General features: G+C 73.3%; 23 protein-coding genes. 8 read left to right on the top strand and 15 right to left on the bottom strand.

The genetic code is table 11. The features are described 5' to 3' along the window. Nucleotides 1-31 precede the first annotated feature (31 nt). Nucleotides 32-253, top strand: coding sequence for a hypothetical protein (locus H596_RS0116200; RefSeq protein ID WP_027285776.1), 222 nt, complete (start codon nt 32-34; stop codon nt 251-253). Here H596_RS0116200 and terL read toward each other — a convergent pair. From terL to H596_RS0116140, 12 genes are all read right to left on the bottom strand, one after another. Continuing rightward, on the bottom strand, nt 250-1671 hold the full coding sequence (gene terL, locus H596_RS0116195) for a phage terminase large subunit (protein ID WP_027285775.1): 1422 nt from the start codon (nt 1669-1671) through the stop codon (nt 250-252). The two genes, H596_RS0116200 and terL, sit on opposite strands and share 4 nt — an antisense overlap. After that, a complete protein-coding gene (locus H596_RS0116190) occupies nt 1649-1966 on the bottom strand; it encodes a hypothetical protein (protein ID WP_156910159.1) in 318 nt (105 codons plus the stop codon). The genes terL and H596_RS0116190 overlap by 23 nt, the downstream gene beginning before the upstream one ends. Further along, complete coding sequence (locus H596_RS0116185) at nt 1963-4245, bottom strand: glycosyl hydrolase family 28-related protein (RefSeq protein WP_027285773.1); 2283 nt, start codon at nt 4243-4245, stop codon at nt 1963-1965. Before H596_RS0116185 ends, H596_RS0116190 begins: the two co-directional genes overlap by 4 nt. Nucleotides 4246-4253: 8 nt before the next feature. Next, a complete protein-coding gene (locus tag H596_RS0116180; RefSeq protein ID WP_027285772.1) occupies nt 4254-4694 on the bottom strand; it encodes a hypothetical protein in 441 nt (146 codons plus the stop codon). After that, nucleotides 4694-6574 (bottom strand): hypothetical protein, encoded by a 1881-nt coding sequence (locus H596_RS0116175; RefSeq protein ID WP_027285771.1) that lies wholly within the window; start codon nt 6572-6574, stop codon nt 4694-4696. The genes H596_RS0116180 and H596_RS0116175 overlap by 1 nt, the downstream gene beginning before the upstream one ends. A gap of 3 nt (nt 6575-6577) precedes the next feature. After that, nucleotides 6578-7147: a hypothetical protein gene (locus H596_RS0116170; protein ID WP_027285770.1), complete on the bottom strand. Its 570-nt coding sequence runs from the start codon at nt 7145-7147 to the stop codon at nt 6578-6580. Between the two features lie 210 nt (nt 7148-7357). After that, nucleotides 7358-8194, bottom strand: coding sequence for a phage capsid protein (locus H596_RS0116165; protein ID WP_027285769.1), 837 nt, complete (start codon nt 8192-8194; stop codon nt 7358-7360). Between the two features lie 252 nt (nt 8195-8446). Beyond that, complete coding sequence (locus H596_RS0116160; protein WP_027285768.1) at nt 8447-9178, bottom strand: capsid assembly protein; 732 nt, start codon at nt 9176-9178, stop codon at nt 8447-8449. A gap of 8 nt (nt 9179-9186) precedes the next feature. Beyond that, nucleotides 9187-10614 (bottom strand): portal protein, encoded by a 1428-nt coding sequence (locus H596_RS0116155; RefSeq protein ID WP_037301795.1) that lies wholly within the window; start codon nt 10612-10614, stop codon nt 9187-9189. A 5-nt stretch (nt 10615-10619) separates the two neighbouring features. Further along, the gene (locus H596_RS0116150) at nt 10620-10871 is read right to left on the bottom strand and encodes a hypothetical protein (RefSeq protein WP_027285766.1); all 252 of its coding nucleotides are present in this window, start codon (nt 10869-10871) and stop codon (nt 10620-10622) included. 166 nt (nt 10872-11037) lie between these two features. Then, nucleotides 11038-11478, bottom strand: a complete 441-nt coding sequence (locus H596_RS22030) for a hypothetical protein (protein WP_051213254.1) — start codon at nt 11476-11478, stop codon at nt 11038-11040. Beyond that, the gene (locus H596_RS0116140; RefSeq protein ID WP_027285765.1) at nt 11475-11909 is read right to left on the bottom strand and encodes a hypothetical protein; all 435 of its coding nucleotides are present in this window, start codon (nt 11907-11909) and stop codon (nt 11475-11477) included. The genes H596_RS22030 and H596_RS0116140 overlap by 4 nt, the downstream gene beginning before the upstream one ends. 138 nt (nt 11910-12047) lie before the next feature. Between H596_RS0116140 and H596_RS0116135 the strand changes: the two genes are divergently transcribed. After that, a complete protein-coding gene (locus tag H596_RS0116135) occupies nt 12048-12701 on the top strand; it encodes a S24 family peptidase (protein WP_027285764.1) in 654 nt (217 codons plus the stop codon). Between the two features lie 141 nt (nt 12702-12842). Here H596_RS0116135 and H596_RS0116130 read toward each other — a convergent pair whose 3' ends face one another. After that, nucleotides 12843-14093, bottom strand: coding sequence for a DUF3422 family protein (locus H596_RS0116130; protein ID WP_037301794.1), 1251 nt, complete (start codon nt 14091-14093; stop codon nt 12843-12845). Between the two features lie 129 nt (nt 14094-14222). Between H596_RS0116130 and H596_RS0116125 the strand changes: the two genes are divergently transcribed. Further along, nucleotides 14223-14699, top strand: coding sequence for a GNAT family N-acetyltransferase (locus H596_RS0116125; RefSeq protein WP_027285762.1), 477 nt, complete (start codon nt 14223-14225; stop codon nt 14697-14699). A 166-nt stretch (nt 14700-14865) separates the two neighbouring features. On the opposite strand, the gene H596_RS0116120 is transcribed toward H596_RS0116125, so the two are convergent. Continuing rightward, nucleotides 14866-15060, bottom strand: coding sequence for a DUF1192 family protein (locus H596_RS0116120; RefSeq protein ID WP_027285761.1), 195 nt, complete (start codon nt 15058-15060; stop codon nt 14866-14868). A 124-nt stretch (nt 15061-15184) separates the two neighbouring features. Here H596_RS0116120 and H596_RS0116115 point away from each other — a divergent pair, with 124 nt between their 5' ends. Next, nucleotides 15185-15757, top strand: a complete 573-nt coding sequence (locus H596_RS0116115; RefSeq protein ID WP_027285760.1) for a DUF1013 domain-containing protein — start codon at nt 15185-15187, stop codon at nt 15755-15757. A gap of 21 nt (nt 15758-15778) precedes the next feature. On the opposite strand, the gene H596_RS23510 is transcribed toward H596_RS0116115, so the two are convergent. Beyond that, on the bottom strand, nt 15779-15949 hold the full coding sequence (locus H596_RS23510) for a YdcH family protein (RefSeq protein WP_084602897.1): 171 nt from the start codon (nt 15947-15949) through the stop codon (nt 15779-15781). Between the two features lie 262 nt (nt 15950-16211). Here H596_RS23510 and H596_RS0116105 point away from each other — a divergent pair, with 262 nt between their 5' ends. The 4 genes from H596_RS0116105 to H596_RS0116090 form a co-directional block, all read left to right on the top strand. Continuing rightward, on the top strand, nt 16212-16412 hold the full coding sequence (locus H596_RS0116105) for a YdcH family protein (protein ID WP_027285759.1): 201 nt from the start codon (nt 16212-16214) through the stop codon (nt 16410-16412). A 3-nt stretch (nt 16413-16415) separates the two neighbouring features. Then, nucleotides 16416-16910, top strand: coding sequence for a 5-(carboxyamino)imidazole ribonucleotide mutase (gene purE, locus H596_RS0116100; RefSeq protein WP_408735283.1), 495 nt, complete (start codon nt 16416-16418; stop codon nt 16908-16910). After that, on the top strand, nt 16897-18030 hold the full coding sequence (locus H596_RS0116095; protein ID WP_027285757.1) for a 5-(carboxyamino)imidazole ribonucleotide synthase: 1134 nt from the start codon (nt 16897-16899) through the stop codon (nt 18028-18030). Before purE ends, H596_RS0116095 begins: the two co-directional genes overlap by 14 nt. A gap of 185 nt (nt 18031-18215) precedes the next feature. After that, nucleotides 18216-19003, top strand: a 788-nt coding sequence (locus H596_RS0116090) for an outer membrane protein (RefSeq protein ID WP_027285756.1), incomplete at its 3' end; no start/stop codon positions are given.

Below are 19003 nucleotides of genomic sequence, written 5' to 3'. Positions count from 1 at the left end.
CGGGGGTCTGAAGGGGGCCTTGGACGATCGGATGTGGAATGAGCCGTATCTGGAAACCTGCTGCCGCTCGGCGCTGCACCGGCTGACGCTGGTGGGGCCCGCCGGGCGGCCCTCGGGCCTCGCCGACCAGCCCTGCCTGGAGCGCCTCGCGCGCAGGGGCTGGGCCGTGCGCCGCGCCGATGGCAGCTTCGCCATCACCGGCGAGGGCGTGGCGCGCCACGCGAGCGAGATCCTCAAGCGGCGGCGGGCCTAGCCGCGCCAGGCGGGGCGCGGGGACCTGGGCGGCAGGGCGGGCAGGCGCACCGGCTCGGCCAGGATCACGCCCGCCGCCGCGTCCAGCGCGTCGTCCCGCGCGCCCTTCGCGTCGGGGCGCCATTCCGCCATCTCGCGCGCGAAGGGGGTGCGCAGCACCGACTCCTGCACATGCAGCCGCCGCGCGGCGAGCAGCGGGTCGAAGGCGGCGAGGATGCGCTCCGCCTTGGGCCGCCGGTTCACGTGCTCGATCACCGCGCAGGCCACGCCCTGGCGCGCCATCTCCCGCTTCAGCAGGGCGGGCAGGAAGCGGCCGAGCCCGTTCGTCTCCACGCGCAGCACGGGCAGGTGCAGCTCGCCCGCAATGCGCGCCACGGCGCGGCATTGCTGCGTGGCCGGGTCCTCCGGCGCGTCGGGGCGCTGGGTGATCCAGGCGACGCGATGCAGGAAATGGTGGTTCTCCGCATCGCAATAGCCGGCGGCGAGCACCGAGCCGTCGCCGCCCTGTTCGCGGCCGTAGGAGGGATCCCAGTAGCCGCCGCCCGAGACCATGCGCCGGCCGAGCAGCCAGAGCTGCGCGCGGCCGTTGGCCTCGCGGTATTCCGTCTCCTCCGCATAGGGCAGCAGCAGCGCGGGATCGAGCCGCGCGGCCGCGGCCGGCACGGGCTGCAGCATCATCTGCCGGGCGAAGCGGACGGGCCCCACCCGGCGGCGCAGCGCGGCGATCGCCTCCTCGTCGAAGCGCTCGGGCCAGGCGCTGCGGCCTTCGGCGTCGAGGATGGGCACGACGAGGCGACGATAGCCGGAGAGGAAATCGTCCCCCTCCCGGTAGAGGCTCTCCTCCGTGTGCGGCGTGCCCGCGTAGAGGATCAGCCCGCCGGGCGTGAGGATGAACTCCGCCTCGGCCAGCCGCTCGCGCAGCTCCGCGCGCTTGCCCGGCGTGTCGCAGTTGCCCGGAACCTCCACGTCGTCGCAGAGGATCATGTCGGCGCGCATGCCCGTGATGTTGCCGCCGAGCCCCTGTGCGAGCATGGAGGGGTCGCGCAGGGGCGCATCGCGGGCGACGGTGAAGCGGTCCGTCGCCCAGCCCTCCACGCCCTCGGGCAGGAGATGCGCGCAGAGCGGATGGCGCTCCAGAATCCGGCGCGTGTGGCCCACCAGTTTCGCCGCGAGCGACTGCTCGGCCGCGAGCACGAGGATGCGCAGATCCGGCCGCCGGTAGAGCGACCAGGCGCAGAACAGCGCCATGAGCGTGGACTTGCCGCAGCCGCGGAAGGCCATGAGCAGCAGCCGCCGCGCGGGCGCCTCCGCCTCCATCCAGCGCAGGATGCGCCGATGCACGGCGGGTGTGCGCTGCCCGTGGCGGCGGTTCCAGATCCAGACGAATTCCTGGAGGTCAGCCGGCCCCTCCTTCGTCATTCCCTTTCTCCTCCGTTGCATCCTTCTCGGGCATCAGCGCGCGGCATTCGGCGAGCGAGGCCTCGCTGCCGCAGAGGCGCTCGGCGGCTTCCGCGTCGCAGCTCGCGGCGAGCTTGATGAGCTGTTCGAGATGCGCGAGCGCGGCCTTGGCGGCGGCGTGGCGCGCGGCGAAGGCCTTGGCGTCCTCCGGCTCGGCGCCGCGCGCGGCGCGCAGGAAGCCGAGATAATCCGCGGCCACCTCCGCCACCGTCTCCGTCAGCCTGATGCCGAAACCCTTCGGGCGTCGCCGGCTCACGACTTCACGACCCGCACGCGCACCGTGCCGGGATTGAGGTCTATGCTCGCGCCGCTGCGGTTCCAGGCGGTGACGGTCACGACATCCTGCGCGCCGATCTGCGCGAGGAACACCATGCCCGAGGTGGAGAGGGTGAAGGCCGCCTGGCAGAAATCGCCCGGCCGGGCGCCCGGGACGGGCACGTTGATCTGCGCGCTGGCGCCGGCGGCGACGGCGGGCGGATCCCACTCCGCCTCGCCGCGCAGCTCGCGCGCGCCGTGCGGCAGGTCGGGCAGGCCGTAGAGCAGCGAGGGCGACTCCGACGGGTCGCAGAACAGCCGCATCGCGCGCAGTTCGTAGTCCGACGTGATGCGCGCCACGCCGATGATGGCGTAGGCCACCGTGTCCCAGAGGCGGATCGTCTGCAGGCGCGTCAGGCTCGCATCCGTCATGTCCGCCGCGCCCTGCCACCAGCGCGCGGTGGCGTTCCACTGCAGCGACATGCCCGAGGCGCGCACCCAGTGGGGCGCGCTGTCGGTGATGACCAGCATGTTCTCGTCGAAGATCTGCACCACGAGGCGCGGGTTGTCCGCGTCCACCGCCAGGGCGAACTCGCGCGTGCGTCGGGCGTCCACCACGAAGCCGAGGCCCCGGCCGCCGGGCAGCACCACGCCGCGGCTCGTCAGCGCGTAGTTCTCGAGCCCCGGGAAGGCGAAGTGCGAGAGATGGCTGGGCGAGCCGCTGACGTTGCTGGAAAGGCAGGCGAGCTTGTCGAAGCCCGTCTGCGTCGCCGTCCAGCGGAAGGCGGCGGCGCGCAGGTTGGGAACCGAGGCCACCTCGCGGGTGAACTCGCGGTGCGCGGCCGCCTGGTGCAGCGCGCGCACGACGCCGCCCACGCGCGTCGCGCCCGTGGTGTACTGGATGTCCACGCGGTAGCCCTGGCTCGCCCAGGCCACCTCGTAGACATGGTCCTGCGCCGCGCCGGTGTGCCGCGCCACGAAGGGCGAGCAGCCCTCCATGCGCATCCCGTAGACGAGCACCGCGCGGCTGCTCACCTCCGAGAGGAAGGGGATGCCGACGATGGCCGGGCGGTTGATCGCCTGCAGCTCGAAGGCCGGACCGAAGAAGACGTGGCGGTTGTGCGCGATGTAGGCGCCCGGCTCGGCGGAGAAGCGCACGCCGAAGCGGTCCTTGTCGGGGTGGACGGAGCTCGCGATGGCGAAATGCCCGCCGTAGTACCGCACCGAGGTGTTCCAGGCGGCCGCCGTGAGCGTGTGGATGTCGAGGCCGATCCGGTTGTTGACGATGCGGCCGAGGAAGAGCTGGCTGTCCTCGAAGCCGCGCTCCTGCCCCTGGGTGCGGATGCCGACGGTGAAGCCCTCGACCTGGCGCACCTCGACGGTGCTGGCGTCGAGGTTGCGCAGCAGGATCCCGCAATCGGCGGTGTTGCTCCAGTCGCTGATCGTGGCGCGGAGCACGCGCAGCCCCTCGTAGAGCTTCGCCGCGTTGCGCACCGCCCCGCCATCGCCGAGGATCAGGGCCGCGGTGTTGGGCGGGCCCGCGTAGATCAGGCTGCCGCGCATGGTCAGCCCCGCTGCGGCGCCGGGCAGGGTCAGCGGCATGGTGGTGCGGAAGCTGCCCTCGCCGATGACGAGGTGCCTGCCCGCCGCCGCGGCGGCGTTCATCGCCGCCTGCAGGGCGGGCCCGTCATCGGTCACGCCGTCGCCCACCGCGCCGAAATCGCGCCCCGTCAGCACCTCGGCGAGCTTGTCCTCCACGCTGCGCGGCACCGCGCCCTGGAAGGCGGCGGCGATCACGCCGCCGCGCGGAATGGCGGTGACGTTGCCGAGCGAGTCGAAGCCGAGCAGCCTGTCCGCCCGGGCCGCGCGCGGCGGCAGCACGAGGCCCGTGGGCGGTTCGGCCTCGGAGACGCGGACGGCGCCGCGCACTTCCTCGCGCACCTCCTGCAGCGCGGCGACCTGGCGGTCCAGCTCGTCGTTGAGGGTGCTCGCGCGCAGCAGCCCGTTGGGCTGGAAGTCGGTGGTGCGGTCTATGGGCAGGCGGCGCAGCAGCGCGATCTGCGTGCCGGCGAGCGGCGGCGCGTCGAAGCGCACCACCCCGCCTTCCGACTCCCCCGCCCCCTCCACGACATAGCCGAAGGCCAGCGGCACACCGTTCGCCAGCACGCGCATGTCGCGCGCTTCGAAGATGGGAAAGGGGTAGGTGAAGGCGGTCTGCACCCCGTCCGCCACGTAGTGCACGCGGGGCGCGAGGTCGCCGATCTGGATGTGGTCGGACATCGCTTCCCTCAGTCGAGCAGGCTGCGCAGCGCGTTGCCGAAGCCGGGCAGGGCGCGCAGCAGCGTGGTGGTGGACATGTCGGGGTTGAGCAGCGAGGCGCGGCCCGAGGTCATGCGCGCGCGGTAGAGCGCCTCGTTGTCGCGCAGCCCGGCGGCGGCGTCGGCGCGCAGCCCCTCCTGCACGGTGGCGGCCGAGCCCTCGCCGACCGGGATGCCGCCGGCGGCCAGGCGCGCGCGCGTGGAGGCGAGCGTGCGCGCGAGCTGTTCGCGCCGCGCACGGGCTTCCGCCTCCTGCTGGAGGAGGAGCTGCTGCTGGCGCGCCTCCTCCTGCTGGCGCTGGTTCTCGAGCTGCGCGCGCTGCACGGCGCGCTGCGCCTGCGCGCTCTGCTGCTGGGCGTAGAGGCCGACACCCGCGGAGGCGAGCGTCGCGAGGGAGGCGAGTGCGGCCATCAGTCGTTCGTCCTCAGATCGGTGGTGACGGAGAGAAGGGTCATCGGCAGCGGCGCCTTGCCGGCGATGCGCCAGAGCGGCTGCATCGCGTCGCGCCGCCAGCCGAGGGCGGAGACGCGCACGTCGCCGCTGAAGCTCGGCGGCGCCGCATCGAGCACGGGGGTGTCGAAGCGGCGGAAGGGGATGGGCTGCAGCCCGCGCCCGAGATCGGCCTCCAGCGCCTTGCTCTCCAGCACGCGGAAGATCAGCCGCACCAGGCGCAGCGGCGCCATCCGCGCGCCGGCGGCGGTCAGCAGCTCGGGCGGCAGCGGCTCGATCACATGCCAGAAGGGCAGGCCGAACTGCGCCTGATAGGCGCCGGGCGAGAGCGCCACGGCCCCGCCCGAGACGGTCGCGGTGCCGCGCGGCGCGCCATCGGCCAGCACCTCGACCTCGCGCCCTTCGAGATGCGACAGGCCGGTCCAGTTGGAACGCAGCGAGGCGCTGGTTCCGTCCAGCGCCGCGTCCGTCGCGAGAGTCGGGTCGAAGCGTTCCAGCCGCCAGGTTCCGGCGCGCCAGACGATGACATAGACCTGCCCCTCCACCTCGGCCACGGCGTGGAACTGGCCGTCGGTGGTCTGCTGCGTCCAGGCCGTCACCTGCTCGGCGCGGAACAGCGTCAGCGTGGCGAGCGTGCCGTCCTCCTGGCAGACGTGCAGCAGCCGGCGCGTCTGGTCATAGGCCATGGAGACCGGGTTGCGGATGAGGTGGCCCGCAAGCAGCGCGAGATCGTTCGACTGGTAGGCCTGCTGCACCTCCGTATAGACGAATTCGTGGATGGCCCGGCCGCTGCGGGCGGCGAAGATGGTGCTGCCGTCCACGTCCACCGGCGGCACCTGCCGGTTCGCGATGCTGCCCACCCGCGTCTGCCGGTGGAGCTGGATGGAGGAGGGCGTCAGCGGGTCGCCCGTCACCATCCATTCGCCGCCCGTGGTGAAGACCTGGAGGTGGCGCGCCGAGAAGACGGCGCGGATGGCGTTCACCTGGTCGGAGAACAGGCCGAACTCGATGCCCTGGTCGTCGAGGCCCGTGCCCTTGTCGAAGTTGAAGAGCTGCCCGGAGCAGGAGAGCCAGAGCCGGTTCGGCAGATCGCGCGAGCCGCCGATCACCAGCCGGTCCTGGTGGAAGCAGACGCTGACCGGCCAGCCGCGCACGGGGCTGAAGGCCGCCTCCTCCCAGTCCGCGCTGCCGGAGAGGTCGGGCAGCGTGTCGGGGCAGGCCCAGGTCACCTGGGTGGGCGACAGCACGGAGAGGATGCGGCCGTAGCGCCCGCGGAAGCGCAGCGGATAGAGCTCGTGCCCGGCCTGGAACACAGGCGCGCTGGCGATCAGCGTGACCGTGCCCGACGCGGCGCTGGGCGCGAGCACCACCAGCGGGTCGCCGAAGCGATAGGTGGGCATCACCGTCCAGCCCCAGGGCGCCACCGTCCAGCTCGTGTGCCCGGTGCGCGTGATGGCGAGCGGATACATGTCGGGATGCACCGCGAGCAGCGTGTCCGCACTCTGGGTGAAGGCCATCTGCGGCAGCATGGCCGCCGTCCAGGGCGCGGCGACGGTGGCCACCAGCACATCGCCCAGGAAGACGCGCATCTCCCCGTGCGAGAGCACGAGCAGATAGGTCTGCTCGGTGTTGAACTCGAAGGGCACGAGCCGCGCGGGGAAGGGGATGGTGGCGAGGTGGCGCAGGCCCGGCCGGCGCGTCACGCCGCCCGTGGGCTGGATGAAGACGTTGCGCAGCTTCGCCGCCCCGTTGGCGTAGGCGCGCAGATCCGCGCGGCCGAGCATCTCGGGCGAGAGCTCGCCCGCGGTGAAGTTGGTCTTGACCTGACGCAGCGCGGACATGGCTCAGCCCCGGGCCTGGATCAGCGGGAAGCCCTCGATGGCCCTGGTGGTGGCCTGCTGGCTGTCGGCGCGGCGCGCGGCGCGCACCTCGGCCTCGGCCTGGGCGAAGAGCATCTGCGCGCGCGTGGTGCTCTCGGTCAGCGGGATGCAGAACTCGGCCGAGAGGCGCGCGACCAGCGCACTGGCGAAGAAGGCCGGGAAGGCGCTTTCGTGCGGGCGGAAGATGTAGGTCAGCGTCACCTGGGGCGAGTCGGTGTGCAGCCGGTCCTCGAGCAGGCGGTAGGCGAGGCCGCGCCCGCTGCCTGGGCCGCCGGCCGAGAGCACGCGCAGGAAGGCGGCGGGAAGCTGGAAAGCGTAGGCGTGATCCGCCGCAGGCGTGCCCGAGAGGCGCGGCAGGCTGGCCTGGGCGGTGGCGAAGCTCCAGGGATGGGAGGAGAGCAGCGCGTCGCGCACGCCGCCATAGAGGCCGGACGCCACCTCCGCCTCCGCCGTGCCCTCGCTGAAGGAGGCGATGGCCGGGGCGCCCAGGCGCAGCAGCGCACGCGAGCAGAGTTCGAGGGCGGTGAGCGCCATCGGGGGGATCTCCGGTGGGAAAGGGAAGCGGTGCGGCGGAAGGGGTCGGGCCGGCGGGGCTCGCCGCCGGCCCGGGGGGGCGCGTTATACCAGCGGCCGCTGATGTCGGCTCCTGAGAAGCCGGTGCGGCCGCTGGTATGCCTTTGTTTTGGCGCGCAGCCGCCACACCAACCCTGCGCGCGATACGGTCGGCATGTGATGCCGACCGTATTACTGTTCCTTGCAGCGCATGCGCACGACGCCCTGGTCGTCCACCAGCACGGCGCCCTGGCTCATCATGCTGTTGACGAAATGCGCGGCGCGGTCGCCGTGCCAGGTCACGTCGGTGATGATCTCCGAGGCGGCGGCGTGGCCCACCGCCGTGCGGTGGAAGAAGTAGCAGTGGCGCAGCGTGCCGTTCAGCGTCAGCCCGCTGTGCGGCATCCAGGTGGCGCCGAGCCAGCGCTTGGCCTGGGTGCCCTTCCAGGGCAGCTCGTCGTCGCCGACGTAGCTGGCGTTGGCGAACTCCTGGATGGTGAGCAGCTCGCTCCACTGCTTCCAGCCCACCACGGCGAAGCGCTGGCCGTCATCGGGCACGTCGAGCTGGCCGAGCATCTCGAAGGCGAGCAGCGCCTTCGCGCGGGTCATGCCGTCATTGTCCGTCTGGCCCGCCTGGGTGCCGACGGCCTCGTTCGTCGCCGTGTCCAGCGCGGCGATGATCAGCTCGTCCGTCTTGCGGCCGAGCGCGTAGGCGCCGGCGTTCGCCAGCACCTGCATCTCGTTGATGTTGGTCTTGAGGTCGTCGAACTTGTCGATCCAGTCGCCGGCGTAGTGGTCCTGCAGGAAGCACTCCACCGTGGAGTAGGCGAGGTTCATCACGGGCACCACGCCGTTGCGCGCCTTGGAGGCGGCGACGCCGCGGCCGACGCGCTGGAAGACGGTGCTCGCGCCCTTCACGTTGGTCTTGCTGCGCACGCAGGGGCGCAGCTTGCTGCCCTGGCGCTGGTAGGCCTCATGCACCTCGGCCTGGAACTGCTTGATGAAGGCCTGGTCGATCGAGCCGGACACAGGTGTCTCCTATGCGGTTGCGGGTGGGCGGGATCGCCGGGCGCCGGTTGGCCGCGCGGGGCCGGGCCGTGGCGGGGATGCGCTGCGCGCCGCGGGGCGGTTGTGCGCAGGGCGTGCGGGAAAGGGGGCGCCCACCGCGCGCCGGGAGGCGGGGCGCTGCGGTGGGCGCGGGCGGGCGAGACCGCGGCGCATCGCGCCGGGCGGCCGCCCGCCGAGCGGGCGCGCGGGGAGGAGGGCGCGCGCCCGGGTCGCTCAGCCGCCCGCGAGGCGGCGGAAACCCTCGGTGACGCGGCGCACGAGTTCGGGCTCGCGCGAGCGCCAGTAGCGCGGGTCGCGCATCAGCTTGCGCAGCTCGCCCTCGTCCTCGGCGGGCGGGGGCGCGGCCTCGCGCGTCAGCTCCGGCTCCTTGCCGCGCATCATGCGCTCGAGCGCGACCACGCCCTCCTCGGTGGTGGAGAGCGCCTCGAACACGGGCGGGGGCAGATTGGCCCGGCCCCAGGCGGAGAGCTGCTGCGCGAGGCGGCGGAAACGCTCCTCGCCGCCGTAGCGGGCGCGCAGCTTCTCCATCTGCCGGTCCGCCTCGAACTGCTGCGCGGCCTCGGCGATCAGGGGCAGCAGCCGCTCGGCCGCCAGGTCATAGACGAGCTGCACCTGCTGGCGGGAGAAGCCCGCCTCGTAGAGACGGCGGTTCACCTCGAGGTCGGGCGAGGTCAGCGCATGGCGCACCTCGATCTGGTAGTCCTCGGGGCTGTCGGGAATGTCGTGGATCTCGCGCCAGCGGCGGCGCTCCTCCTCGTCGGCGTCCGGGCCCGGGGGCGCGAGGCGCTGGGAGAGGCGGCGCTCCAGCTCGCGGTAGCTCTTCAGCAGCGCGTCCACGCGCAGCTCGCCGCGCTCGGCGTCCCAGAACTTCTCCGGCACGTCGCCGGGGCGCGGCTTCGCGCCGCCGCCGCCCTGGATCGCGGCGTCGAGCAGATTGTCTTCCATGGCGGGGGTCACTCCGTGGGGGTCGGGACGAGGATTTCGGCCGGCGCGCCGAGTGTGCGCGCCAGCCAGCGGGCGGCGGCGGCCGCGTCCACCTGCGCCGCGGCCGCGGGGCCCATGCGCGAGGCGGCGTCGAGGAAGAGCAGCGTGTTGGCCGCGTCCGAGCGGCCCTGCACCCGCGCCAGCGGGCTTTCGTAGCGCAGCGCCACGCGCCCGCCGTCCAGCAGCACGGGCGGGATTTCGCCGCGCCGGGCGAGGATGGACAGGCAGCGCGCGACCAGCGGCGTCAGCAGCTCCGACTGCAGGCGGCCATAGGTGGCGCCCAGCAGCCGCGCCGTCTCGGCGCTGCGCTCCAGCACCTCGGTCGCCGTCATGCGCGCGTCGCGCGGCGCCCCCAGCCGGTCGGCCAGCAGCGCCTGGCGGATACGCGCGCGCAGGTCGGCGAGCACGAGCTGCGAGACGTCGAAGCTGCCGGGTGCGGCGAGCGGCGTCAGCCCCGCGCTGCCCGGCGCCTTGGGGATGATCGCCCCCGGCGTGAGCTGTACGGTGGCGGGGTTCAGTACCCCGTCATCCTCCGCCTGCCAGATGCCGGTGACGGCGATGGAGGCGTTCTTGAGCACGAGTTCAACGACGCGGTTCGCCGTGCGGATGTCGGGCAGCGCCTTCACCACGGGCCCGCGGCCGTAGAGCTCACCCGGCGCCTTCAGCCAGCGGAAGGCGATGAAGGGCGATTCCGCGAAGCCCCCCTGGGCGAGCAGGAAGGGCTCGTCCAACCCGGGGGCGTCGAGCACGGCGGCGTAGCGGTGGCCGAAACGGTCGGGCCAGACCGCCTCGACGACCCGATGCGTGCGCGGCTCGGCCTGCTCGCCGGCCTCCTCCGCGAGGAGGCGCGCAGGCAGCTCGGCGAAGGGGAAGCGGCGGCGCAGGGCGGCGAGCGTCATCCGGTTCTCGCGGAAGACGGTGTCGAGGCGGCCCGAGGGCCCCTCCTCCAGCACCGCCTGGCGCACCGGGATGGCGGTAAAGCGCAGCGCCGAGGGCTCGCCCGGCGGCGCCTCCTCCACGAGGATCACGCCGGTGCCGGCGATCACCAGGTCGAGGAAGGCCTGGTGCATCTCGACCGCGAAGTTCGAGCGGTCGAGCTGCTGCTGCAGCACCGCCGCGGTTCCCTCGAGGGCGTAGGCGGCGGCCTGGCCCTCCTCGGTGTCGGCGAAGTCGCGGGCGGGGGCGAGGCCGAACCAGCGCGACCATGGGGGCGTCAGCTCCGCGAGCAGCGAGGCGGCGAGCTGTTCGGCCGCATCGGCGGCGGTGGCGTCGAACAGGCCGGCCGCCTCGTGCGGGGCGGGCAGCACATGGGCGTAGGCCTCGGCCCAGGCGGCCTCCAGCGCGCGGCGGCGTTCGCGGGCGCGATGCTGGCGGGCGAGGATGTCCTTCGCGTCCATCTTCCTCACTCGCCCAGCAGGGATTTGCGGCCGACCAGGGGCAGCGGCTCGAGCACGCCGCGCGCCGAGGTGGCGATGGTGCCGGCCAGGCCCTGGCGGGCGCGGCGGCGGGCGTCGATGCGCGCTTCCTCGGCGGCGCGGGCGGCGGCGGCCTCGGCCTCCGCCTGCTGCTGGCGCTGCTGCTGCTGCTGCGCCGCCGTGTCGATCTGCGGCGCGGGCACCACGATGGGCTTCGGGGCGCGGAACAGGCCTCCCATGCGGGCGGATCTCCTCTTCGAAGGGCGCCTCCCCCTCGCCGCGCGTCTCGCCGCGCCCGAAAAAGGACGGCGGGCCGCTTCCAGGAAAGGAAACGGCCCGCCGCCAAGGTCGGGAGAGGGAGAGGAGGACGCCACCGGGCGCAGTTCGCCCGTTGACGCCCCGCTTCTACACGCACGCCTCGGTAGAGGTCAAGCTTTTTTTCCTATGCCCGACGCGAAGCATGAGTCGGCGATACAACCCGTATGGCGTGAGGGCGAAGGGCGCATGCGGCCCGAGCACCGCCCGGCAGAGCGCCACGCAGCTATAGGGCGCGAGACCAAGGCCCCGCCCGCGCGCCGGTTCGGCGAGGAGAAAGGGACCGACGGGGCGCAGCCCGGCGCGCCGATAGAAGCGCGGCAGGTCGAAGCCCGGCGGCAGGTCGAGGCGCCCGGCGAGGAGCCGGCCCGTCAGCGGGTCCAGCACCAGCCAGCCCTCGCCGTCCTCGATGGCGGCGAAGCAATGCCGGAAACCCGGGCGCAGGAGGCGCTGCCAGAGATGGTCCGCCCGCCCGCCGAAGACGATCCAGACCCGCTGCTCGGCCAGCGCGCGGTGGTGATGGGCCGTCACGACGCCCGGCCGGGGAAAGGCAGGATCTCCGCCTCGGCGGGGGGCTGCGGCGCCGGATCGGCCACGATACCCTTGACGCGCAGCGGGAATTCCAGGCGCTGCATCGCCTCGCGCCACAGGCGGTGGTCGCCCCGCTCGGCCGGGTGGCGGGGGCAGGGCGGCACGCCGCGCTCGCCCCAGATGCGCAGGATGCGGGCATGGGCGATCTCGATCCGGCGCTGGCGGTAGAGGCGATCGAGGCACTTCACCACATCGTCAGGCTCGCAGGGCCGCAGGCTGAGGCCCTGCCCGGCGCGCACCCGCGCCCCCTCGCGCCGCGCCATCAATGCGGCCATGGTCCAGAACCAGGCCTCCTCCGCGGAGCGGAAGGGCTCGGCGCGGGCGAGGCTGCCGAGCACGGGGGCGGAGGCGGCACGGGGGGAGAGACGCATGGGAAACTCCGTTCAGCGGTTGTAAGGGGGCACGAATGCCTATGGGGGGCCTACACCGGCGGTTGTGCCCGGTTCTGAAAGCGAAAGCAAGATTTTCCTATTGCGTCCTGACCACAAACCTAACAAGGTGCCGAGGACATGCGACACGACGACATCTGGCGCGCCATCGATTCGCTGGCGGCCGAGCACGGCCTCTCGCCCTCGGGCCTGGCGCGGCGGGCCGGCCTCGATCCCACCGCCTTCAACCCCTCCAAGCGCGTGGGGCCGGATGGGCGCGCGCGCTGGCCCTCGACGGAGAGCATCGCCAAGGTGCTGGGCGCCACCGGCGCGGGAATCGAGACCTTCGCCTCCCTCGTCTCCGGCGGCAGCAGCCTCTCAGGCCAGGGGCGCGGCGCGCGCGGCCCGGCACGGCGCATCCCCCTGATCGGCTTCGCCCAGGCCGGCGGCGAGGGCTTCTTCGACGATGGCGGCTTCCCCGTCGGCGGCTCCTGGGACGAGATCAGCCTGCCCGAGATCGGCGATCCCAACGCCTATGCGCTCGAGATCAGCGGTGACTCCATGGCCCCCGTCTTCCGCGACGGCGATGTGATCATCGTCTCGCCCGCCGCCCCCATCCGCCGCGGCGACCGCGTGGTGCTGCGCACCCGCAAGGGCGAGGTGATGGCGAAGGAGCTGCGCCGGCAGAGCGCCAAGCGCATCGAGGTGGCGAGCCTCAACCCCGCCCACCCCGACTACAGCTTCGACCTCCAGGACGTGGCCTGGATGCACCGCATCATCTGGAGCAGCCAGTAGGCCGCGCCCGCATCATGCCGGCGGCCGCTGGGATCCCTCGGTCTTGGCACGCCGCCGCCCCACCGGGCCCCGACGCGGCGTGCCGCGTTGGGTGGCGGCAACCCGGCCTGCGCGATGCGTCCGGCGTTGCCGCCGACCGCATCACTTCTCGGCTTCCAGCCGTCGCTTGCGGAGGTTGAGCCAGACCAGCGCCGCCACCACGGGAACCAGCACGGCGAGGATCTGCTCCGCCGTCGTCCCGATGGACCGCCACCAGGGCAGAGGCTTGATCAGGTAGCCGATGACGGTGAGCAGGTAGTAGGTGATGCCCGCCACCGAGAGCCCCTCCACCGTCTGCTGCAGGCGGAGCTGCGCCCGGCCCGTGGCGGCCAGGGTGGCGAGCTGTTTCTCCGCCTGCGCCTCCTGCGCCACCGCCACCCGCGCCCGCAACAGGTCCACGAGCCGGGCGGCGCGCACCGAAAGGGCGGCGATGCGCGCCCCCGTTGCGCTCACCGTCGCCATGGCCGGCTCCATGCGCCGATCCAGGAAGCGCGACAGGGTCGGGATGCCGTGCAGCGGCACCTCGCCCAGCTCCGCGAGGCGGCGCAGCACCAGCCGGTGATAGGCCGCGCTGGCCGAGAAACGCTCGGCGGTGGCGGCGCTCGCGCGCTCGATCTCGCCCGCGACGGCGGTGAGCTCCTCCAGCGCCGCGCGCTCGGCGGCCAGGTCGTCGAGGCTCGGCAGCCGGGCCGAAATCCGCGCGAGCTGCTCGGAGGCGCTGGCGAGCTGCGGCCCCACCCCGCGCGCCACCGGAAGGGCGAGCAGCGCCATGGCGCGGTAGGTTTCGATCTCCCACAGCGCCTGGGCGAGCCGGCCGGCCACCACCGGGCTCGGCTCCCCTGCGATGAGGATGCGCGTGAAGCCGTCCGGGTGCAGGCGGAAATCGGTGAAGACCATGGCCGCCTGGTCCGCCACCGCGGCGCCGGCGATGCTGTCGCCGACGAACCCGCACTGCTCCACCCGCGCGTCCACCAGGGCGATGTGCAGGGCGGCCACCGCCTGGCCGGGCAGCCTGGCCAGCCATTCGGGCGGCAGGGCGGCGATGGCGGGGGAATCGAAAGGCCGCTCGGGGTCCGCCCCGGCGGCAAGGAAGTTCCAGCCGGTGAACTCCGTGTGCCGCTCGAAGCGCAGCCGGAAGGCGCCGAAATCGGCCATGAACCAGGTCGCGCCGGGGGCGGGCGGCGCCACCCCGTGCCAGGCGCAGAGCGCGGCGAGATGCGCCTCCTCCGCCGCCCGGTCGGGCGCGACCATGGCGAGGCGGGAGAGCCGTGCGGGCGCCTTGATGGGCACGGCGGGCCGGGCGTGGAGTTCGCCGGTCAGCGCCTCGCGCTGGGGATGGGAGGGGAAGCTCATCGGCGCGGACCCTAGACCAGATGCCGCCCTGCTGGCATCAGCCATCATGCATGGAGGCCTGCGCGCCGGCCCGCCCTGCGCCGCCCGCGGCCCTCGCCAGCCGCGGCGCCGCATGCGAGCCTGCGGGGCATGCGCATCCGCGACATCGCCGAGGCCGACATCCCCGCCCTGCTCGCCCTCAACAACGCCGAGGCGGAGGCGGTGAACGCCCTGACCCGCGAAGGCTTCGAGGGGCTGCTGCGCAACGCCTTCGCGGCGCGGGTGGCCGAGGGCGGCGCGGGGTTCCTCATCGCCTTCGACCACGCCACGCCGCCGCAGGGGCCCAACCATGCCTGGTTCACGGCGCGCGAGAGCTCCTTCGCCTATGTGGACCGGGTGGTGGTGGCGCCGGCGGCGCGCGGGCGGGGCGTGGCCCGGGCGCTCTATGACGACCTCGCGGCGCTGGCGCGGGCGGAGCGCATCGGGCTGCTGGCCTGCGAGGTGAACCTCGACCCGCCGAACCCGGAGAGCCTGGCCTTTCACGAGCGGCTCGGCTTCCAGGCGGCGGGCGAGGCGACGGACCCGCGCAACGGCAAGCGGGTGCGCTATCTGCGCAAGGCGATCTAGCCCCCCATACCGGCGGCCGCTGTTTCCGCCCCCTGCGAAAGCGGTGCGGCCGCTGGTATGCCTTTGTTTTGACACGCCGCCGCCCCACCGGGCCCCAACGCGGCGTGCCGCCTTGGGTGGCGCCAACCCGGCGTGCGAGCTACGTCCGGCGCGACCGCCGGCCGGATTACGCCGAGGGCTTGCGGAACAACGCCTCCGCTGCCGCGCGCTGGGCCTGACGGGCGGCCAAGGCGGCCTCGGCGCGGGCGATTTCGGCCTGTAGCGCAACGATGTAGGCGCGCAGCGCCTCCTCCGACCAGCCCTCAAGCGCGGCCGGCGCGAAGACCTCCGGGCGACGGGGGCGCTGCTCCTCCTCGAACATGCGGGGCTCTCCTGCGAATCGCGGGGCTTGGCCCCGGGGGGCCCGCGCACTATAGGGCAGTCGCGGGGCGCGCGCCCCGGTTCGCGCCGCGCCGCGCCCGCCCCGAGACCTGACGGACCCTCCCATGGCCCAGCCCCTCATGCCCAAGGCCACCGCCGTGTGGCTGATCGAGAAGACCTCGCTCTCCTTCGAGCAGATCGCCGATTTCGTGCAGATGCACCCGCTCGAGGTGCAGGCCATCGCGGACGGCGAGGTGGCGCAGGGCATCATCGGCTACGATCCCGTGGCGAACGGGCAGCTCACGCGCGAGGAGATCGCCCGCTGCGAGGCCGACCCGACGGCGCGCCTCACCCTCGCGCCGCCGGCGGTGCCGCTTTCCAAGTCCCGCGGCAAGGGCGGGCGCTACACCCCGGTGGCCAAGCGCCATGACCGCCCGGACGGCATCGCCTGGCTGCTGCGCCATCACCCGGAACTCAGCGTCGCGCAGATCAGCAAGCTCCTCGGCACGACCAAGGAGACGATCGAGAAGGTGCGCGACAAGACGCACTGGAACAGCGCGAACATCAAGCCGCGCGATCCGGTGATCCTCGGCCTCTGCACCCAGAGCGCGCTCAACGCCGCGGTCGCCGCCGCGGCCGAACGGCTCGCCGCCGAGGGCAAGTCGCTCCCCGAGCCGCAGCCCAGCGAGGCGGATTAGGCCGCGCGCCCGCCGGCCGGATCAGTTGCCCCGGCGCAGCCGCTCCATCTCCTCCTTCAGCGCCAGCTTCTCGCGCTTGAGGCGGGCCAGTTGTTCGTCGTCGGGACGCGGGCGGATCCCTTCCGCAGCGATGCGCTGTTCCAGCTCAGCGTGACGGGCCTCGAGGGCGCGGAGCCGCGGGGCGTGGATCATGCCGGTTCGTCCTCCATCCGTGCGCGCCAGCCAGCCGTGCCGGCCCGGGCCATTGGATCGAGGGGCGCAGCCTTCCGCTGCGCCGCCCAGGGCTGGCGAAGCCCGCATGGCCGCTCCGCGGCCGCGGGGCCCGGCTTGCCGCCGCGGGCGCTGTTGCGCGGCGGCCGGCTCATGCTATCCCCGAATCGGCCGGGAGGTGGAAGGATTTCGTGTCCGCCACGCCCCCGCCGCGCCTGATGCCCCCTCGCCCAGCCCAGGACCGATGCTCGAAGACCGCGAAGCCCTGTTGCGCCGCCTGCACGAGCTCCGCAGCGAGCATCGCGACCTCGATACGGTGATCGCCCGGCTGGAGGCGGGCCCGAGGGACCAGCTCCAGGTCCAGCGCCTCAAGAAGCGCAAGCTGAAACTCAAGGACGAGATCGCCTGGCTCGAGAGCCGGCTCGTCCCCGACATCATCGCCTGAGGGATGCCCATGCAGGACGCGGCGCCGCGGGTGGGCGTGATCATGGGCTCCCGCTCGGACTGGGAGACCATGCGCCATGCGGCCGAGACGCTGGCGGCGCTCGGCGTGCCGCACGAGACGCGGGTGGTCTCGGCGCACCGTACGCCCCGGCGGCTCTATGACTATGCCGCCTCGGCCGCCGGGCGCGGGCTGCGCGTCATCATCGCCGGAGCCGGGGGGGCGGCGCATCTGCCCGGCATGGCGGCCAGCATGACCAACCTGCCGGTGCTCGGCGTGCCGGTGGAGTCGCACGCGCTGAAGGGGCTCGATTCCCTGCTGTCCATCGTGCAGATGCCCGGCGGCGTTCCGGTGGGCACCCTCGCCATCGGCAAGGCGGGCGCGATCAATGCGGGCTTGCTGGCCGCCTCCATCCTGGCCCTCTCGGACCCGGCGCTCGCGGCGCGGCTGACGGCCTGGCGCGAGGCCCAGACCGAGGGTGTGCCGCATGAGCCCGTCTGAGGCGGCGCCGCTGCCGCTCGGCGCCACCATCGGCATACTGGGCGGCGGGCAGCTCGGGCGGATGAGCGCCATGGCCGCCGCGCGGCTCGGCTACCGCACCCATGTCTTTGCGCCCGAGGCGGATTCGCCCGGCATGCAGGTGGCCACCGCGCACACGGTCGCTGCTTACGACGATGCGGAGGCGCTGCGGCGCTTCGCCGCCCAGGTGGATGTGGTGACCTTCGAGTTCGAGAACGTCCCCGCGGCGGCCCTGGCGGCGCTGGAGGGGTTGGCGCCCTGCCGGCCCGGCGTCTCCGTCCTCTCGACCTGCCAGGACAGGCTCGCCGAAAAGGCGTTTCTCGAAGCCGCCGGCGTGCCCGTCGCCCCTTGGGCGGCGGTGCGCAACGAGGCCGATCTGGCCGAGGCGCTGGAACGGATCGGGCTGCCTGCCGTCCTGAAAACCACCCGCCTGGGCTATGACGGGCGCGGCCAGGCGGTGATCCGCGCCCCGGAGCAGGCCGCCGCCGCCTATGCCCGCCTCGCGCCCAAGCCGCTGGTGCTGGAGGCCTTCGTGCCCTTCGTGGCGGAGGTGTCGGCCATCGCCGCGCGCGGCGCGGACGGGGCGGTGGCGGTGTTCGACGCGGTGGAGAACCGGCATCGCGACCATATCCTCGACCTCTCCTTCGCCCCGGCGCGCGTCCCGCCCGCGGTGGCCGAGGCCGCGCGCGCCCATGCCGCCCGGGTGGCCGAGGCGCTGGGGGCGGTGGGAGTGCTCGCGCTCGAGATGTTCCTGCTGGCCGATGGGACGCTGCTGGGCAACGAGATCGCACCGCGCCCGCACAACTCCGGCCACTGGACCATGGACGCCTGCGATTGCGGGCAGTTCGAACAGCACATCCGCGCCGTGGCGGGGCTGCCGCTCGGCCCGACGGCGCGCCGGGCGGATGCGGTGATGCGCAACCTCGTCGGGCCGGAGGGGCTGGCCGCCTGGCCCCGCCTCCTCGCCGCCCCCGGGGTGGTCGCGCACTGGTACGGAAAGGCGGAGGCGCGGGCGGGGCGCAAACTCGGCCATGCCAACCTGCTCTTGCCGCCGGGACGCCTCGCGGCCGCCGAGGAGGCGGAGCTGCTGGCCCGGCTGTGAATATGCCCTGTGGCCGAATCGCCAGGGCCATTGTGTCGCGTGGGCCACACCCCTTTGGAAATGCTGGGCCGGGTGGTGCAAGGCGCGAGGCCCCGGTGTTAAGGTCGCCCCACGCAGCGGGGATTCGCGCCGTTCGGCGTGCCGCGCAGCGATCGAATGAACGTGATTGCCAAAGGAGAATGAGGATGAGCCTCAAGAAGGCCCTTCTGGCCGCGACGGTGCTGTCGCTGCCCGTGGCCGCCCAGGCGCAGCCCGTCTCGGGCCTCTATGTGGGCGCGGGCGCGGGTGCCAACTACCGCCAGAACTCGACCGCCGACATCCCCGCGACCGTGGGCGCCGACCGTGTGGACACCCGCTGGGGCTGGGCCGCGGTGGCCAGCATCGGCTGGGGCTTCGGCAACGGCATCCGCGCCGAGCTCGAGGGCAACTACCGCAACAACAGCGTGGACCGGATGAGCCTGGGCGGCGTGCGCGGCAACCCCGCCGGCGGCACGATCCACCAGTACGGCTTCATGGGTAACGCCTTCTACGACCTGGCGCTGGGCGATGTGCTCGGCATGGGCGTGAGCGTGACGCCCTATGTCGGCGCCGGTATCGGTTATGTGTGGAACGACTACCGCAAGGTGATCGGCCGCAACTCGCCGACCAACCGCGTGATGATCGACGGCAATGACGGCCGCTTCGCCTACCAGGGCATCGCCGGCGTGGCCTTCGGCCTCGGCTCCATGATGCCGGGCCTGTCGCTCACCACCGAGTACCGCTTCTTCGGCACGACGGATCCCTCCATCGGCTCCGGCAACATCAACAACGCCGGCCAGACCGTGGTGAGCCCCGTCTCCCCGCGCGCCTACACGCCGACCAACTACAACCACTCGATCCTGGTCGGTCTGCGCTACGCCTTCAACACGCCGACCCCGGCGCCCGCCCCGGCCCCGGCCGCGGCGCCCGCGCCCGCGCGCACCTTCCTGGTCTT

It is taken from the genome of Rubritepida flocculans DSM 14296 (assembly GCF_000425365.1).
GTDB classification, from domain to species: Bacteria; Pseudomonadota; Alphaproteobacteria; order Acetobacterales; family Acetobacteraceae; genus Roseococcus; species Roseococcus flocculans.
This window is presented reverse-complemented; position numbering and strand designations above follow the sequence as displayed.

Bases quoted from the DNA above. Each gene is read 5' to 3' on its own strand.
- H596_RS0116200 (WP_027285776.1), top strand. From the start codon at position 32: ATGTGGAATGAGCCGTATCTGGAAACCTGCTGCCGCTCGGCGCTGCAC.
- terL (WP_027285775.1), bottom strand. From the start codon at position 1,671: ATGACGAAGGAGGGGCCGGCTGACCTCCAGGAATTCGTCTGGATCTGG.
- H596_RS0116185 (WP_027285773.1), bottom strand. From the start codon at position 4,245: ATGTCCGACCACATCCAGATCGGCGACCTCGCGCCCCGCGTGCACTAC.
- H596_RS0116180 (WP_027285772.1), bottom strand. From the start codon at position 4,694: ATGGCCGCACTCGCCTCCCTCGCGACGCTCGCCTCCGCGGGTGTCGGC.
- H596_RS0116175 (WP_027285771.1), bottom strand. From the start codon at position 6,574: ATGTCCGCGCTGCGTCAGGTCAAGACCAACTTCACCGCGGGCGAGCTC.
- H596_RS0116170 (WP_027285770.1), bottom strand. From the start codon at position 7,147: ATGGCGCTCACCGCCCTCGAACTCTGCTCGCGTGCGCTGCTGCGCCTG.
- H596_RS0116160 (WP_027285768.1), bottom strand. From the start codon at position 9,178: ATGGAAGACAATCTGCTCGACGCCGCGATCCAGGGCGGCGGCGGCGCG.
- H596_RS0116155 (WP_037301795.1), bottom strand. From the start codon at position 10,614: ATGGACGCGAAGGACATCCTCGCCCGCCAGCATCGCGCCCGCGAACGC.
- H596_RS0116150 (WP_027285766.1), bottom strand. From the start codon at position 10,871: ATGGGAGGCCTGTTCCGCGCCCCGAAGCCCATCGTGGTGCCCGCGCCG.
- H596_RS0116140 (WP_027285765.1), bottom strand. From the start codon at position 11,909: ATGCGTCTCTCCCCCCGTGCCGCCTCCGCCCCCGTGCTCGGCAGCCTC.
- H596_RS0116135 (WP_027285764.1), top strand. From the start codon at position 12,048: ATGCGACACGACGACATCTGGCGCGCCATCGATTCGCTGGCGGCCGAG.
- H596_RS0116130 (WP_037301794.1), bottom strand. From the start codon at position 14,093: ATGAGCTTCCCCTCCCATCCCCAGCGCGAGGCGCTGACCGGCGAACTC.
- H596_RS0116125 (WP_027285762.1), top strand. From the start codon at position 14,223: ATGCGCATCCGCGACATCGCCGAGGCCGACATCCCCGCCCTGCTCGCC.
- H596_RS0116120 (WP_027285761.1), bottom strand. From the start codon at position 15,060: ATGTTCGAGGAGGAGCAGCGCCCCCGTCGCCCGGAGGTCTTCGCGCCG.
- H596_RS0116115 (WP_027285760.1), top strand. From the start codon at position 15,185: ATGGCCCAGCCCCTCATGCCCAAGGCCACCGCCGTGTGGCTGATCGAG.
- H596_RS23510 (WP_084602897.1), bottom strand. From the start codon at position 15,949: ATGATCCACGCCCCGCGGCTCCGCGCCCTCGAGGCCCGTCACGCTGAG.
- H596_RS0116105 (WP_027285759.1), top strand. From the start codon at position 16,212: ATGCTCGAAGACCGCGAAGCCCTGTTGCGCCGCCTGCACGAGCTCCGC.
- purE (WP_408735283.1), top strand. From the start codon at position 16,416: ATGCCCATGCAGGACGCGGCGCCGCGGGTGGGCGTGATCATGGGCTCC.
- H596_RS0116095 (WP_027285757.1), top strand. From the start codon at position 16,897: ATGAGCCCGTCTGAGGCGGCGCCGCTGCCGCTCGGCGCCACCATCGGC.